The 15768-nt window shown below is 62.0% G+C and carries 12 protein-coding genes and 1 pseudogene; 9 read left to right on the top strand and 4 right to left on the bottom strand.

Going from position 1 to position 15768, the window contains the following annotated elements; translation table 11 throughout:
* Positions 1-49 precede the first annotated feature (49 nt).
* The 3 genes from YA0848_RS08930 to YA0848_RS08940 form a co-directional block, all read right to left on the bottom strand.
* Positions 50-751: an SPOR domain-containing protein gene (locus YA0848_RS08930; RefSeq protein WP_034095503.1), complete on the bottom strand. Its 702-nt coding sequence runs from the start codon at positions 749-751 to the stop codon at positions 50-52.
* Position 752: 1 nt separating this feature from the next.
* On the bottom strand, positions 753-2489 hold the full coding sequence (gene argS, locus YA0848_RS08935) for an arginine--tRNA ligase (RefSeq protein ID WP_034095504.1): 1737 nt from the start codon (positions 2487-2489) through the stop codon (positions 753-755).
* Positions 2490-2599: 110 nt separating this feature from the next.
* Complete coding sequence (locus YA0848_RS08940) at positions 2600-4819, bottom strand: primosomal protein N' (RefSeq protein WP_034095505.1); 2220 nt, start codon at positions 4817-4819, stop codon at positions 2600-2602.
* A 216-nt stretch (positions 4820-5035) separates the two neighbouring features.
* Between YA0848_RS08940 and rpmE the strand changes: the two genes are divergently transcribed.
* From rpmE to YA0848_RS08955, 3 genes are all read left to right on the top strand, one after another.
* Positions 5036-5254 carry a 50S ribosomal protein L31 gene (gene rpmE / locus YA0848_RS08945; RefSeq protein WP_010213765.1) on the top strand — a complete coding sequence of 73 codons (219 nt, stop codon included), beginning with the start codon at positions 5036-5038 and terminating at the stop codon, positions 5252-5254.
* Between the two features lie 35 nt (positions 5255-5289).
* Positions 5290-6087, top strand: a complete 798-nt coding sequence (locus YA0848_RS08950; RefSeq protein ID WP_034095506.1) for a thermonuclease family protein — start codon at positions 5290-5292, stop codon at positions 6085-6087.
* Between the two features lie 178 nt (positions 6088-6265).
* Positions 6266-7534: a malic enzyme-like NAD(P)-binding protein gene (locus YA0848_RS08955; RefSeq protein WP_034095507.1), complete on the top strand. Its 1269-nt coding sequence runs from the start codon at positions 6266-6268 to the stop codon at positions 7532-7534.
* Positions 7535-7745: 211 nt separating this feature from the next.
* Here YA0848_RS08955 and YA0848_RS08960 read toward each other — a convergent pair whose 3' ends face one another.
* The gene (locus tag YA0848_RS08960) at positions 7746-10211 is read right to left on the bottom strand and encodes a penicillin-binding protein 1A (RefSeq protein WP_371919181.1); all 2466 of its coding nucleotides are present in this window, start codon (positions 10209-10211) and stop codon (positions 7746-7748) included.
* 220 nt (positions 10212-10431) lie between these two features.
* On the opposite strand from YA0848_RS08960, the gene pilM reads away from it, so the two are divergent.
* The 6 genes and pseudogenes from pilM to aroB all read left to right on the top strand — a co-directional run bounded on the left by pilM (position 10432) and on the right by aroB (position 15758).
* The gene (gene pilM, locus YA0848_RS08965; protein WP_232925082.1) at positions 10432-11085 is read left to right on the top strand and encodes a type IV pilus biogenesis protein PilM; all 654 of its coding nucleotides are present in this window, start codon (positions 10432-10434) and stop codon (positions 11083-11085) included.
* The gene (locus YA0848_RS08970) at positions 11082-11636 is read left to right on the top strand and encodes a PilN domain-containing protein (protein ID WP_034095509.1); all 555 of its coding nucleotides are present in this window, start codon (positions 11082-11084) and stop codon (positions 11634-11636) included. The genes pilM and YA0848_RS08970 overlap by 4 nt, the downstream gene beginning before the upstream one ends.
* Entirely contained in the window at positions 11633-12613 is a 981-nt protein-coding gene (locus YA0848_RS08975) for a pilus assembly protein PilP (protein WP_047881441.1), read from the top strand. Before YA0848_RS08970 ends, YA0848_RS08975 begins: the two co-directional genes overlap by 4 nt.
* A gap of 139 nt (positions 12614-12752) precedes the next feature.
* Positions 12753-14009 (top strand): annotated as a pseudogene (locus tag YA0848_RS08980) (type IV pilus secretin PilQ); the annotation flags it as partial.
* Positions 14010-14013: 4 nt separating this feature from the next.
* Positions 14014-14532, top strand: a complete 519-nt coding sequence (gene aroK, locus YA0848_RS08985; RefSeq protein WP_003187914.1) for a shikimate kinase AroK — start codon at positions 14014-14016, stop codon at positions 14530-14532.
* 125 nt (positions 14533-14657) lie between these two features.
* Positions 14658-15758: a 3-dehydroquinate synthase gene (gene aroB, locus YA0848_RS08990; RefSeq protein WP_034095512.1), complete on the top strand. Its 1101-nt coding sequence runs from the start codon at positions 14658-14660 to the stop codon at positions 15756-15758.
* Positions 15759-15768: the final 10 nt, after the last annotated feature.

The following is a 15768-nucleotide window of genomic DNA, read 5'->3' on the forward strand; positions in this document are numbered from 1 at the left end:
CTGCATCGGGGGCAAGCCCCCTCCCACACTGTTTGGTGCTGATTCTGGGTCAGCGGCTCTGGCGCTGTTGTAACAACAGGTTGCTAAACCCGGCGCCGGCCAATTGCTTCTGCGCCACGGTCAGCTGTTCGCGGTTGCTGAATGGCCCCACCAACACGCGATACCAGGTTGCGTCTTTCACCGTGCCGGATTCCACCGTCACCGTCTGGCCCAACAGAATGATCTGGGCACGCACGCGATCCGCATCGGCCTGCTTCGGGAACGAGCCAGCTTGCAGGAAGAACTTGGTCACCGGTGCGGCCTTGGTTTCGGCAACCGGCGGTGCTGGCGGAGGAGTAATCCCGGCCAACGCCGCCTGGGCCCGCGCGGTGTCGATTTTCGCCGCTTCCGCCGGGGTGACCGGCGTGGTCGGCACTTGCGGCGTCGGCAGGGTTTTCTCCGGCACAGCGTCAGGCGGCACGATCACTTCCGATTCCGGCAACAGCGTGTAGAAGTCGTATTTCGGCTTCACCGGCGCCGTAGGGCTTGGAGTGGTCTTGTTGGCTTCAGCGATCTTCGAAGCTTTCTGCTGCTCTTGTTTAACCCGTTTGACGTCGTCGCCCTGGCCTGGGTCCAGCTTCATCAGAAACACGATAAAGGCGCCGACCGTGAGGCCGATGGCCATCCACAACCAGCCCGGGATCGGCTTCTTCGCCGGGGGCTGGTAGCGGCTGGCGCCGCGCTTGGGTGCAGGTTTTTTCTTGGCAGCCAACTTACATACGCTCCAGAGTTTCCAGGCCCAACAGTTCCAGGCCTTGCTTGAGGGTCCGTCCAGCCAGTGCGGCGAGGCGCAGGCGACTCTGCTTGTGGGCTTCGTCGTCGGCGGTGAGGATCGGGCAGTTCTCGTAGAAACTGGAGAACAACCCGGCCACTTCGTACAAATAGGTGCACAGGATATGTGGCGTGCCTTTTTCGCCAACGCTGTTCAGCACTTCGCCGAATTGCGCCAACTTGGCGGCCAGGTCCTGTTCATGGGGAGCGTCCAGCACGATCTGGCCTTCGACTTGGCTGAAGTCCTTGCCCAGTTTGCGGAACACGCCGGCCACGCGGGTGTAGGCGTACAGCAGGTACGGCGCCGTATTGCCTTCGAAGTTGAGCATCAGCTCGAAGTTAAAGCTGTAGTCGCTGGTGCGGTGCTTGGACAGGTCGGCGTATTTCACCGCGCCGATCCCCACCACGCGGGCGATGTTGCGCAAGTCGGCTTCGGCCAGCTCCGGGTTCTTTTCCTTTACCAGGTTATAGGCACGGTCCTGGGCTTCGTTAAGCAGGTCGATCAGCTTGACGGTGCCGCCATCGCGGGTTTTGAACGGGCGGCCGTCGGCGCCGTTCATGGTGCCGAAGCCCATGTGTTCCATATGCATCGGGTGGGTGACGAAACCGGCGCGACGCGCTACTTCGAACACCTGCTGGAAGTGCAGGGCCTGGCGCTGGTCGACGAAGTACAGCGCACGGTCCGCCTTGAGCACGCCACTGCGGTAGCGTACGGCCGCGAGGTCGGTGGTGGCGTACAGATAGCCGCCATCGGCCTTGACGATGATCACCGGCAGCGGCTCGCCGTCGGCGGTCTTGAATTCTTCGAGGAATACGCACTGCGCGCCGTTGCTCTCCACCAGCAGGCCCTTGGCCTTGAGGTCATTGACCACATTGATCAGGTCGTCGTTGTAGGCGCTTTCGCCCATCACGTCGGCCATGGTCAGTTTGACGTTGAGCAGGGTGTAGATCTGCTGGCAGTGGGCCAGGGAGATATCGCGGAAGCGGTTCCACAGCGCCAGGCATTCTTCGTCGCCGGCCTGCAGCTTGACCACCAGGCCACGGGCGCGGTCGGCAAATTCTTCGGATTCGTCGAAGCGCTTCTTGGCGGCGCGGTAGAAGTTCTCCAGGTCAGACAGCTCATTGCTGGTGATCGGGTTTTCCTGCAGGTACGCCATCAGCATGCCGAACTGGGTGCCCCAGTCGCCCACGTGGTTCTGGCGGATCACGGTGTCGCCGAGGAATTCCAGCACCCGTGCCACGCCGTCGCCGATGATGGTCGAGCGCAAGTGGCCAACGTGCATCTCTTTGGCCAGGTTGGGCGCCGACAGGTCGATGACCACGCGCTGGTTGTCGCCGGCCTTGCGCACGCCGATACGGGCATCGGCCAGCGCGGCGTCCAGGCGCGAGGCCAGGGCCTGGGTGTTCTGGAAAATATTGATAAAGCCCGGACCGGCGATTTCGGCCTTGCTCACCTGCGGGTCGGCCGGCAGGGCGGCGATGATTTTTTCCGCCAGGTCGCGCGGCTTCATGCCGGCCGGCTTGGCCAGCATCATCGCGATATTGCTGGCGAAGTCGCCGTGGGTCTTGTCACGGGTGTTCTCCACCTGAATCGCCGGCGTCAGGCCTTCAGGCAACACACCTTCGTTGACGAGTTGGGTGAGGGCTTGTTGGATCAGCTGGCGAATGGTGTCTTTCATGGTGTTCTCTTTCGACCGCAAGCGGCGGCGCGCGATGCGCAGGTGGAAAAACTGGGCATTATCCGTGGCGGGGGCGGGCTTGCCAACCTTCGCGGGACCTGTGGCCAGGCTTAATACAAATCTACCGGGTCTACGTCCAGCGACCATCTCACCTGGCGACCGCTCGGCATTTGCTCCAGCGCAAGTAACCAGCTACTTAACAGGCGATGCAAGGGGGCTCGCGCGCTGGCTTGCAGCAGCAGCTGTGCCCGATAACGTCCAGCGCGGCGCTCCATGGGCGCGGGCACCGGGCCAAGCAGTTCGATGCCGGTCAGACCCAACTCCCCGAGCAAACGTTCGGCAGCGCTGCACGCTTCATCCAGAAAACCTTCGGCCTGCCCCGGTTTATGCGCCTCGGCGCGCAGCAGCGCCAAGTGTGCGAACGGCGGCAGGCCGGCGGAACGGCGTTCGCTCAGGGCCTGTTCGGCAAAGGCGAAATAGCCTTGCTCGGTCAGTTGGATCAGCAACGGATGGTCGGCCAGGTGTGTCTGGATAATCACTCGCCCGGGCTCCTCGGCCCGTCCCGCGCGGCCGGCGACCTGCACGATCAACTGCGCCATGCGCTCGCTGGCGCGGAAATCACCGGAGAACAGGCCGCCATCGGCGTCCAGGATCGACACCAGGGTCACCCGAGGGAAGTGATGGCCTTTGGCAAGCATCTGGGTGCCCACCAGAATGCACGGGTGGCCCTTCTGGATGGTGGCAAACAGTTGGTTCATCGCGTCCTTGCGCGACGTGCTGTCGCGGTCGACCCGCAGCACCGGGTAATCCGGGAACAGAATGCCCAGGCGCTCTTCGGCACGCTCGGTGCCCGCGCCGACCGGCCGCAGGTCTACCTTGCCGCACTGCGGGCAGTGGCGCGGCACTCGCTCCACATGGCCGCAGTGATGGCAGCGCAATTCGCCGTAGCGCTGGTGCACGGTCATGCGCGCATCGCAGCGTTCGCACTCGGACATCCAGCCGCAGTCATGGCACAACAGGGTGGGGGCAAATCCACGACGGTTGAGGAACACCAGCACTTGCTGGCCGGCGGCAAGGGTCTGGCCGATAGCTTGTTGCATCGGCCCGGAAATACCACTGTCCAGCGGACGGCTTTTCACGTCCAGACGCAGGAAACGTGGCTGCTTGGCGCCACCGGCCCGTTCATTCAGGCGTAGGAGCCCGTACCGGCCGGTATAGGCGTTGTGCAAGCTCTCCAAGGATGGTGTGGCTGAGCCCAGCACAATCGGAATGTCTTCCTGGCGCGCGCGCACCAGTGCCAGGTCGCGGGCGTGATAGCGCAAGCCTTCCTGCTGCTTATAGGAGCCGTCGTGCTCCTCGTCGATGATGATCAACCCGGGATTTTTCATCGGCGTGAACAGCGCTGAACGGGTGCCGATGATGATGTCGGCCTCGCCGTCCCGCGCTGCCAGCCAGGACTCCAAGCGCTCGCGGTCGTTGACCGCCGAATGCACCAGGGCGATACGCGCGTTGAAGCGCTGTTCGAAGCGCGCCAGGGTTTGCGGGCCGAGGTTGATCTCAGGGATCAACACCAGGGCTTGTTTACCGGCCTGCAGGGTTTCGCGGATCAGTTGCAAATAAACTTCGGTCTTGCCGCTACCAGTGACCCCGGCCAGCAGGAACGCGTGGAAGCTGTCGAAGCCGGCGCGAATGGCTTCATAGGCGGCGCGTTGCTCGGCGTTCAGCGGCAGTTCCGGTTGGGCCAGCCAATGTTCGTGGCGGGCGTCTGGGGCATGCTTGCGGATTTCCACCTGCACCAGGCCTTTGGCGAGCAGCAGGTCGAGGCTGTCCTTGCTCAACATCAGCTTGCTCAACAACTGATGGGCTACGCCATGGGGGTGTTGGGCCAGCGTCGCCAAGGCTTCGCGCTGACGCGGCGCGCGGGCGATGCGTGGGTCGTCCAGGCGCGCGCCAGGCACCGTCGACCAGAAACGCTCCTGGCGCGCCTCGGCCAGTTCGCCCTGGCGCAGCAACACTGGCAGCGCCCAACTTAAGGTGTCGCCCAGGCTGTGCTGGTAATACTGGGCGGTCCACAAGCACAGCTTGAACAGCGCCGGTGGCAGTGGCGGCGTGGCGTCGAGAATCGCCACGGCCGGCTTGAGTTTCTCGGCGGGCACTTCGCTGTGGTCGGCAACTTCCACCAAGATGCCGATCATTTCCCGCCGGCCGAACGGCACGCGTACCCGCATGCCCGGCTGCAACTGCGCACGCAACACGCCGGCCGGCGCCCGGTAATCGAACAGGCGGCGCAGGGGCGAAGGCAGGGCGAGGCGCAAAATGGCGTCGGGCACGCGGGGAGTCTCATATAAAGGCAGGCGGTGGCGCAGGGGCGCGAGCCTAGCAGAGGAGGGCGTTAATGGGTATGCCGTGGTTTTCTGATGAAAGGGGCTTGCTGACGGTAAGGTCCGCTTGCGCGATTGCAAAGGTCTGGTAGAATCCGCGGCCTAATTACGTGCGGTATTCGACAATAGTGTCGAGTGGCGGCACGCTAGCCCGAGGAAGTCACCATGAAAGCCGATATCCATCCAGCGTACGAAACCATCGAAGTAACCTGCAGCTGCGGCAACAAGTTCGAAACCCGTTCGAACCTGTGCAAGCCACTGGGTACTGACGTATGCAACGAGTGCCACCCGTTCTACACCGGTAAGCAGAAAACTCTGGACACCGGCGGCCGTGTACAGCGCTTTGCTGACCGTTTCGGTGCTTTCGGTGCCAAAAAGGCCTAAGGCCGATCAACTTGGGAAGCCGCTGCGGTTTTTCCATGCTGATAAAAAAGGCGTCCCTTGTGGGCGCCTTTTTTGTGCCTGGGATTTGGCTGTCGGCGGTTCAGGCCGAGGTGTTTTGCCCGGCGCCGGCGTCCTTGGTTCAGGTGGAGGTGCAGCGCGTGGTGGACGGAGACACCGTGCGCCTCAAGGATGGCCGCAGTGTGCGTATGATCGGCCTCAATGCGCCGGAAACTGGTAAAAAGGGGCGGCCGGACGAGCCGTTCGCCGTCGCCGCGCGCGAGCGTCTGCAAGCCTTGGTGCAGGCCAGTGACGGGCGGGTCGGCCTGGTGCCGGGGCGCGAAGCCAAGGATCACTATGGGCGAACCCTGGCCCATCTCTACGGCGCCAATGGCCGCAATCTGGAAGCGCAATTGCTCGCCGATGGGCTGGGGTTTCAGGTGGGCGTCGCGCCGAATATCGATCTGGTGGCCTGTCAGCAGGCGGCCGAAAACAGCGCGCGCAAAGCGCGAGTGGGGCTGTGGCGGCAATCGCCGGTGCGCTCGGTGGCGCACATCAAGCGTTCCGGGTTCGCAGTCATCAGCGGGCAAGTCCGGAGCATCGAGCGCAATCGTGGCGGAATCTGGATCGAGTTACAGGGCTCATTGGTATTACGCATTGCACCCGATCAGGCCCGACAATTCGACTCGCGCCTGCTCACTGGTCTGCAAGGCAAGACCGTCGAGGCCCGTGGCTGGGTACAGGATCGCTCCCGGCGGGGTGGCCTTAAAACCCATCAAGCGCGCTGGTTACTGCCGCTGACCGATTCCAGCATGCTGAAAGTGCAGCGCGAATAAAAAATTGTAGACATTTTTTAATGGGATTGTGAACAGTCCAGCCCTTGTATCCCGTGGCCTTAGACCAAAGTACGGCGCTTTGGGGCCTTGACACCGGTGACTGCCCAGTCTTGTAGGGGCTTTACGACACGCGTATCCTCGGCGGTCCGTCGACCAACAGTAAAAGCGGAATGCCGATATGTCTGATTTGAAAACTGCCGCTCTCGAATATCATGCCCATCCTCGTCCAGGAAAGCTGAGTGTAGAGCTCACCAAAGCCACCGCCACCGCCCGCGACCTGTCGCTGGCCTACAGCCCTGGCGTGGCCGAGCCCGTACGTGAAATCGCTCGCGACCCCGAGCTGGCGTACAAGTACACCGGCAAAGGCAACTTGGTTGCAGTGATTTCCGATGGCACCGCGATTCTCGGCCTGGGCAACCTCGGCCCATTGGCGTCCAAACCAGTCATGGAAGGTAAAGGCGTGCTGTTCAAGCGCTTTGCCGGCATCGACGTGTTCGACATCGAAGTCGATTCCGAGAGCCCGCAGGCTTTCATCGACACCGTCAAACGCATCTCCATCACCTTCGGTGGCATCAACCTGGAAGACATCAAGGCACCTGAGTGCTTCGAGATCGAAAAGGCCCTGATCGAGCAGTGCGACATTCCGGTATTCCACGATGACCAGCACGGCACCGCGATCGTAACCGCGGCCGGCATGATCAACGCCCTGGAAATCGCTGGCAAAACCCTGGCTGACGCCAAGATCGTTTGCCTGGGCGCCGGCGCGGCGGCTATCTCCTGCATGAAGCTGATCGTCAGCATGGGCGCCAAGCTGGAGAACATCTACATGGTCGACAGCAAGGGCGTGATCCAGTCCGAGCGTACCGATCTGAACCAGTACAAGGCGATGTTTGCCCACCCGTCCTCCAAGCGCACCCTGGCTGACGCCCTGAACGGTGCTGATGTGTTCGTCGGCCTGTCCGGCCCGAACCTGCTGAGCGCCGAAGGCCTCAAGTCCATGGCGGCCAACCCGATCGTGTTCGCCTGCTCCAACCCGGACCCTGAAATCGCGCCGGAACTGGCTCACGCCACCCGTAACGACGTGATCATGGCCACTGGCCGTTCGGACTACCCGAACCAGGTCAACAACGTGTTGGGCTTCCCGTTCATCTTCCGTGGCGCCCTGGACGTTCGCGCCAAGCGCATCAACGAAGAAATGAAAGTAGCGGCCGCCAACGCCCTGCGTGAACTGGCCAAACTGCCAGTCCCTCAGGACGTTTGCGACGCCTACGGTGGCGCCAAGCTGGAATTCGGTCGTGAGTACATCATTCCGAAGCCAATGGACAAGCGCCTGATCACCGTGATCTCCGACGCCGTAGCCAAGGCTGCGATCGAGACCGGTGTGGCTACCCTGCCGTATCCGAAGCACTACCCGCTGCAAAGCGTGGATGATGTGTTCAACGGCTAAGCCGTAGTAGCGCACCAACAAAAAGCCCCGGCTCTCGCGAGTCGGGGCTTTTTGTTGGGGTGGCGATTAACGGGTGTCCTGTGCAGATCAAATGTGGGAGGGGGCTTGCCCCCGATGGCGGTGTGTCAGTCACTCGATGAGTTGGCTGGTCCAGTGCTATCGGGGGCAAGCCCCCTTCCACATTGGGTTCTGCGTAGGCTTAAGGTTCAGGTTAGAACAGATCGATCGGCGCCGACTCGTCTGCGGGCAGCGGGCTGCCCGGCACGACGCCGTTGCCCAGCTCATTGACCGACGGCGGCGTATCTTCGCTCTTGAACAGTTCGAAATACGCATTCGGCGTGCTTGGCGAGGCAGCGCGGCCGCTGATCGGGTCGATCCTCAGGCTGAGGATGCCTTCTGGTTCCGGCTGGGTGTGCAGCGGCTTATCCTTCAACGCAGCGCCCATGTAACTCATCCAGATCGGCAGCGCGACGGTGCCACCGAACTCGCGGCGACCGAGGCTTTCCGGCTGGTCATAGCCGGTCCATACCGTGGTGACGTAGTCGCCGTTGTAGCCGGAGAACCAAGCGTCCTTGGATTCGTTGGTGGTGCCGGTCTTGCCTGCGATATCTGCGCGGCCCAGGGCCAGGGCGCGGCGGCCTGTGCCCTTCTTGATCACATCTTCCAGGATGCTGTTGAGGATGTAGGTGGTGCGGCCATCTACAACACGTTCGGCCACAGCCGGTGCCTGCGGTTCGCTAGGGGCGCTAGGGTTGGCGGCTGCCGGAGTCGTGCCGGGCGTTGGCTCGATGGTGATCCCGCCGTGGCTCGGCGCAGCCAGGCCATCGGTGGCAACTACGCCGTTGACCACATCGCCCGGAACCCGTGGCGGGTTGGCAGTGAACAGGGTGTCGCCATTGCGGCTTTCGATCTTGTCGATCAGGTACGGCGCGATCTTGTAGCCGCCGTTGGCAAAGGTGCTCCAGCCGGTGGCGATTTCCATCGGCGTGAGGGTGGCGGTACCCAGGGCCAACGACAGGTTCGGCGGCAGGTCCGACTTATTGAAGCCAAAGCGCGTGATGTAGTCGATGGTCTTGCCGACGCCCATGGCTTGCAGCAGACGGATCGATACCAGGTTACGTGACTTGTACAACGCCTCGCGGATACGGATCGGGCCAAGGAAGGTATTGGTGTCGTTCTTCGGGCGCCAGACTTTGTCCAGGTACTCGTCGACGAACACGATAGGCGCATCGTTGACCAGGCTGGCGGCGGTGTAGCCGTTGTCCAGTGCGGCGCTGTAGATGAACGGCTTGAAGCTCGAACCGGGCTGGCGCTTGGCCTGGGTGGCGCGGTTGTAGTTGCTCTGCTCGAACGCGAAACCGCCGACCAGGGCGCGAATCGCACCGTTCTGCGGATCCAGCGACACCAGTGCGCCCTGAGCCAGCGGCACCTGGCTGAACTTCAAGCTGTCGTCCTTCTGGCGTTGCACGCGGATCAAGTCGCCCACTTGCGCGACGTCCGACGGCTGCTTGGGCATGGCGCCCATGCTGTTGGTGTTCAGGAAAGGGCGCGCCCATTTCATGCTGTCCCAGGCCACATGGGCCTCGCCGGTACGGGTCAGCACTTGCAGGCCGTCTTTTTTCACCTGGGTGACGATGGCGGGTTCCAAGCCGCTGATGGGGCGCTGTTTGCTCAATTCTGCGGTCCAGGCGCTGAGTGTCTTGCCCGGCAGACGCGATTCAGGGCCGCGATAGCCGTGGCGCTGGTCGTAGGAAATCAGACCGGAATGCACCGCATCGTTGGCGATTTCCTGCAGGTCGCTCGGAACCGTGGTGGTCACGCGGAAGCCTTCGGTGTAGGCATCGCTGCCGTAGCGGCCGACCATCTCGGCGCGGGCCATTTCGGCGATATACGGGGCGTTCACTTCCGGCGTCGGTACGTGATAGCTGGCGTTCAGAGGCTCGGCCACGGCGCTTTCGTAAGCGGCCTGGTCGATCTTGCCCAACTTGTACATGCGCCCCAGGATCCAGTCGCGTCGCTCTTTGCTACGCGCCGGGTTGGCCAGTGGGTTGAAGCGCGAAGGCGCCTTGGGCAGGCCGGCGATCATAGCCATCTGCGCCAGGCTGGCGTCGCGGATGGACTTGCCGTAGTACACCTGGGAGGCGGCTTCAATGCCGTAGGCGCGGTTGCCGAGGTAGATCTTGTTGACGTACAGCTCAAGGATCTCGTCCTTGGTCAGCTGTCGCTCGATCTGCAGTGCCAACAGGATTTCAGTGGCTTTGCGCGAAAAGCTGCGCTCGCTGGTGAGGAAGAAGTTCTTCGCCACCTGCATGGTGATGGTGCTGCCACCGGATTGAATGTGTCCGCTTTTTACCAACTGGGTGGCGGCGCGCACCAGGCTGCTGGGGTCGACGCCATAGTGGTTGGCAAAATTATCGTCCTCGGCCGACAGCAGGGCGCTGATGAAATTAGGCGGAATGTCGGCAAAACGGATCGGTGTGCGGCGCATTTCGCCGAACTCCGCGATGAGTTTTTCATCGCTGCTGTAGACCCGCAAAGGAATCTGCAACTGGATACTTCTAAGGGCCTCTACCGACGGCAAACCCGGACTAAGGTAGAGGTACGCCCCGCTGAGCACGAGCAGCAGCCCGCAGACGATGGCGACAATGGAGTACCCGAAAAACTTCAGCAGACGAATCAAGGCTTTTGGATTTCCAGAGAAAAGAATGGGTTAGGCGTCGGGGCATGCATGGCAAACGATGGATCAACCCGAGCTGCAGATAAAAAGCGGGAAAAAACGCTGGGCATTAAAGCATTTTCGGCCTGGGGCGTCATTCGCGCCTCTGCAACAAGTCGACCGAATGCACGGCGTCCCGCGGCAACCAGGCGGTATGACAGGCAATGTTCTAGGGAGTTTTATGGGAAAGGGATTATTCAGGCGAAAAGTCGATACCTTGCTGGGCATCGATATCAATGACACGGCCATCAGGCTGGTCGAACTGGGGCGCTCGCCCGCAGGTTTCAGCGTTAAAGGTTACGTAACGCAGGGGCTACCCGCCGGGGCGGTGATCGACGGTGCGTTCCTGGACCTGGACGGCATCGGCCAGGCGTTGCACACCGCTTTGCTCAAGTTGCAGACGAGGGTTCGGCGCGCAGCGGTCGCAGTGAGCGGGCCATCGGTCATTACGCGACTCATCGAGCTGGAGGCGGGGCTTACTGACGAAGCGATGCTGGCGATGGTCGAGCGGGAGGCCGAGCAGTACATTCCTTATCCACTGGATGACATGGCCATCGACTTTCTAGTCCAGGGGCGCTCGGTCCAGAAGGCGGAGCGGGTCGAGGTGTTGCTGGCGGCATGCCTGAAGGAGCATGTCGAAGCGCGCGAGGCGGTTTTGACCATGGCGGGGCTCATACCGGCGGTGGTCGATGTTGAAGCGTTTGCATTGGCGCGCGCGAGCAGTCAGGATTTCGCCAGCTTCACGCCGTGCAATCGCGTCGATGGCGCACAATGGGCCGTAGATGGCCAAGGGATGGGAGTTGCTTGCGGGCTGGCCCTGAGGAGTTTCGCTTGAAGACACGAATCAACCTTTTGCCCTGGCGCCAAGCCCAGGCTGAACGACGCCGTCACTATTTTGTGGCGCTGCTTCTGGCGTTCGTGTGCATGGCGTTGGTTGTCGTGTGGTTGGCGGATCAGGTGATTGACCAAGCGATCGATCGGCAGGTGACGCGCAATAACCACCTGGGAAATGACATAGCCACTCAGGATTCCAGTATCAAGACCCTTGGCGACCTAGAGGCGCAAAGCCAGCAACTGGCTGAGCGGATGAAGGTCGTGCAGGACCTGCACAACGGCCACTCATCCGGTGCCCGATTGTTGGATCAGTTGGCCCGTGCGGTGCCCGATGGCGTGCATTTGCATGAGGTCGTGGCCAAAGGCGATACGTTGAGTATCAGCGGCACCGCCGAATCCAGCCAGGATATCGCCCAATTGATGCGTCGTCTGGAAGCATCGGAGGGCGCCCATGGGGCTCGTTTGCAGCATGTGCGCACCGAAGGCGCGCAAGGCAGCAATGGATTCCAACTGATGGTGCGCCAGGGAGCGTCCTCCGAGGCCCAGCCATGAGCCGGCCCAGGCTCGAATTTTCCGCGTTCTCTCACCGTGCTGCAAAATGGCCCCTACCTGGCAAGGTCTTGCTGGGCTGTGCCCTGGGCGGCCTGGTGCTGGCGATGGGTGAGCTGATGCAGCTTGGTCCCGCCCGCGTCCGGTTGCAGCAGGCGCAGGCGCAAGAGATGGCCCTGCAACGGCAGCTCGCGGAATCAGCTGTTTTAGCGTCCGAACTCGAAGAGCGCGCTCGTCAGCTCCAACTCAAGCAGGCCCAGGTCGAGGGGCTGTTGCGACAACTGCCGGGTGGGCCCCAGATGCCAAGCATGCTGGAAGATATCGCCCGATTGGCCTTGGCCAATGGCTTGGTGATCGAGTCCGTGCTCCCCCAGGATGAACAACTGCGCCCTCTGTATGCCGAGCAGCCTGTGCAGATCGGCCTCACTGGCGCCTATCACGACCTCGCCTCGTTCGTCAGTGCCTTGGCTGATCTGTCGCGATTTACCACGGTGCATGAGATGCGCCTGCAAGCGGATGGCCGCTTGTTGCGGCTTGACCTGCAGGCCAGGATCTACCGGCGTGCGCTGCCATCGTCGGTGAGGGATGAGGCTGAGCCGTCGCCGTTGCGCAAACCGCGCTTTATCTACCGTGTGGCCGGCCTGCGCGACCCGTTCCAGCCGTTGAGCTTGCAGGTCGAGCATGTGGCAGGGCGGCGCGCGCCTGGGCCGGACCCGATGCGGCCAAGGGGGCTGCTGGAGGGGCTTGCCCTGGACCGATTCGAAATGGTCGGCACGCTCTCTCGTGGGGCGCAGACCTTCGCCCTGCTGAGGGTGGCGTCCACGGTGCATCGCCTGGCGGTCGGCGATTACCTGGGGCCCGATTACGGTCGAGTCACGGCCATTCATGACAACCATATCGAATTGGTCGAGCTGTTTCCCGATAAACAGGGTGCCTGGCTGGAGCGCCCGCGAACCCTCGTGCTGAACGTCAACTCATAACGGAATCAAGCAAATGAAAAGGACTTTCCTGTCCTTCGGTGTAGCGCTATGGATAGCGCTTACGGCACCGATGGCTGCCGCTGTGCCCAATCGTGTGGACCTCATCCAATTGCCGCCCCCTGGCAGGGCGGTGGTGAGTGCCTTTAGCGGCGAACCGCTCAACCTCAATTTCCAGAACATCGAAGTACGTGCCGTGCTGCAGCAGATCGCCGATGTTGCAGGCCTGAACCTGGTCGCCGGCGACGACGTGCAGGGTACGATCACACTGCGCCTCAAAGGCGTGCCATGGGATCAGGCCCTCGACCTGGTGCTGCAAGCCAAGGGGTTGGACAAGCGGATCAAGGCCGGGGTATTGCTGGTGGCGCCCGCCGAGGAGTTGGCGGCCCGCGAACTGCTGACGCTGGAATCACGCAAACAAATGGCCGACTTGGCGCCGTTGCGTCGCGAGCTGTTGCAGGTCAACTACGCCAAGGCGGCGGACCTGGCCAAGCTGTTCCAATCAGTGACCGGCCTGGAAGGTGCTACCGACGAGCGCGGTTCGGTGGCGGTGGACGATCGCACCAATAACATCATCGCTTACCAGACCGGCGAACGCCTCGACGAGCTTCGGCGGATCGTGGCGCAGCTGGATATTCCGGTGCGCCAGGTCATGATCGAAGCGCGAATCGTGGAGGCCAACGTCGATTACGACAAAAGCCTCGGCGCGCGCTGGGGTGGGCGACTCACGAGCGGCAACTGGCAGGCCGGCGGTATGCCTAAGCCGCTGCCGGAGGGCGCGCAACCGCCGGAGAACCCACCCAGCTCGCCGTTTGTCGATCTGGGCGCGGTGACCGCGTCGTCCGGTCTGGGGGTGGCCTATATCACCGACAATCTGCTGCTGGACCTGGAACTGACGGCCATGGAAAAGACCGGCAACGGTGAAATCGTCTCGCAGCCCAAAGTGGTGACCTCCGACAAGGAGACCGCGCGCATCCTCAAGGGCACCGAGATTCCGTATCAGGAATCCAGCTCCAGCGGCGCGACATCGGTGTCGTTCAAGGAGGCCTCGTTATCGCTGGAAGTCACCCCGCAGATCACCCCCGACGACCGGGTGATCATGGAGGTGAAAGTCACCAAGGATGAGCCCGACTACCTCAACCGGCTCAATGACGTACCGCCGATCAAGAAAAACGAGGTCAATGCCAAGGTCCTCGTCAGGGATGGCGAGACCATCGTGATCGGTGGAGTTTTCTCCAATACCCAAAGCAAAGTGGTAGATAAAGTGCCATTTTTGGGCGATGTGCCGTATCTTGGCCGCCTTTTCCGGCGCGATGTGCTGGCAGAGAAAAAATCCGAGCTGCTGGTATTCCTGACTCCGCGTATTATGAATAACCAGGCGATTGCTGTGAGTCGTTGATTCTGTGCGAAATTTGATTCTTGTAGGACCGATGGGGGCTGGAAAAAGCACCATCGGCCGTTTGCTGGCCAAAGAGCTGCGCCTGCCATTCAAAGACTCCGATAAGGAAATTGAATTGCGCACGGGTGCCAATATCCCGTGGATCTTCGATAAAGAAGGCGAACTGGGCTTTCGCGACCGTGAGCAGGCGATGATCGCCGAACTGTGCGGCTGCGATGGCGTGGTATTGGCTACCGGCGGTGGCGCGGTGATGCGCGATGAAAATCGCCGAGCGCTGCATGCCGGTGGTCGGGTGGTCTATCTGCATGCGTCGGTCGAGCAGCAGGTGGGCCGTACCGCTCGTGATCGCAATCGCCCTTTGCTGCGCACCGCCGACCCGGCGAAAACCTTGCGCGATCTGCTGGCGCTGCGCGATCCGCTGTATCGGGAAATCGCCGACCTGGTGGTGGAAACCGATGAGCGGCCGCCACGCATGGTGGTGCTGGACATTCTCGAACGCCTGCAACGGCTGCCTCCCCGTTAAAGCCAGGGGCGAAATGCGCTATTCTCGGCGTCGCGCCATCACCCTGAGCGGTGTGGCGTAGAGCCATCAGGCAGCGTCGGACCTCGACGTTACCGGTCGTCAATTCATCTCTCACGCGGGGACACATGCAGACACTTAAGGTCGATCTAGGCGAGCGCAGCTACCCGATCCACATTGGCGAGGGTCTGTTGGACCAGCCCGAGTTGCTCGCGCCGCATATTGCCGGGCGGCAAGTGGCGATCATCTCCAACGAAACAGTCGCGCCGCTGTATCTTGAGCGTCTGAGCCGCAGTCTGGCGGCCTACTCAGTGATTTCCGTGGTGCTGCCCGACGGCGAAGCCCACAAGAACTGGCAAACCCTGCAACTGATCTTCGATGGCCTGCTGACGGCGCGCCATGACCGGCGTACCACGGTGGTCGCCCTCGGCGGTGGCGTGATCGGCGATATGGCCGGTTTTGCCGCCGCCTGCTACCAGCGCGGCGTGGACTTTATCCAGGTGCCAACCACCCTGTTGTCCCAGGTCGATTCGTCGGTGGGCGGCAAGACCGGCATCAACCATCCGCTGGGCAAGAACATGGTCGGCGCGTTCTATCAGCCCAATGCTGTGCTGATCGACACCGCCACCCTCAACACCCTGCCACCGCGTGAGTTGTCGGCGGGTCTGGCGGAAGTCATCAAGTACGGGCTGATCTGCGATGAGCCCTTCCTGACTTGGCTGGAAGAGCACATGGACGCCTTGCGCGGTCTCGATCAGGTAGCGCTCACCGAAGCGATTTCTCGCTCCTGCGCGGCCAAGGCGCTGGTGGTGAACGCCGACGAACGCGAATCCGGCGTACGGGCCACCCTGAACCTGGGCCACACCTTTGGGCATGCGATCGAAACCCACATGGGCTATGGTGTGTGGTTGCATGGCGAGGCGGTGGCGGCTGGCACGGTGATGGCCATGGAAATGTCACACCGCCTGGGCTGGATCAGCGCCGACGAGCGCGATCGCGGTATCCGCCTGTTCCAGCGTGCTGGTTTGCCGGTCATTCCGCCGCAGGAGATGACCGAGGCGGACTTCCTCGAACATATGGCGATAGACAAGAAAGTGATCGACGGTCGACTGCGACTGGTGCTGCTGCGCCGCATGGGCGAAGCCGTAGTGACCGACGATTATCCGAAAGAGATTTTACAGGCCACGCTGGGAGCGGATTACCGCGCCCTGGCCCAGCTTAAAGGTTAATAAGATTCTC

Origin of the sequence: Pseudomonas sp. S4_EA_1b (assembly GCF_016307435.1) — a bacterium.
Classification (GTDB): Bacteria; Pseudomonadota; Gammaproteobacteria; order Pseudomonadales; family Pseudomonadaceae; genus Aquipseudomonas; species Aquipseudomonas rhodesiae.

What these genes read in the sequence shown, in the direction of transcription:
- argS (WP_034095504.1), bottom strand. Translation starts at nt 2,489, where the DNA reads ATGAAAGACACCATTCGCCAGCTGATCCAACAAGCCCTCACCCAACTC.
- rpmE (WP_010213765.1), top strand. Translation starts at nt 5,036, where the DNA reads ATGAAAGCCGATATCCATCCAGCGTACGAAACCATCGAAGTAACCTGC.
- YA0848_RS08950 (WP_034095506.1), top strand. Translation starts at nt 5,290, where the DNA reads ATGCTGATAAAAAAGGCGTCCCTTGTGGGCGCCTTTTTTGTGCCTGGG.
- YA0848_RS08955 (WP_034095507.1), top strand. Translation starts at nt 6,266, where the DNA reads ATGTCTGATTTGAAAACTGCCGCTCTCGAATATCATGCCCATCCTCGT.
- pilM (WP_232925082.1), top strand. Translation starts at nt 10,432, where the DNA reads ATGGGAAAGGGATTATTCAGGCGAAAAGTCGATACCTTGCTGGGCATC.
- YA0848_RS08975 (WP_047881441.1), top strand. Translation starts at nt 11,633, where the DNA reads ATGAGCCGGCCCAGGCTCGAATTTTCCGCGTTCTCTCACCGTGCTGCA.
- aroB (WP_034095512.1), top strand. Translation starts at nt 14,658, where the DNA reads ATGCAGACACTTAAGGTCGATCTAGGCGAGCGCAGCTACCCGATCCAC.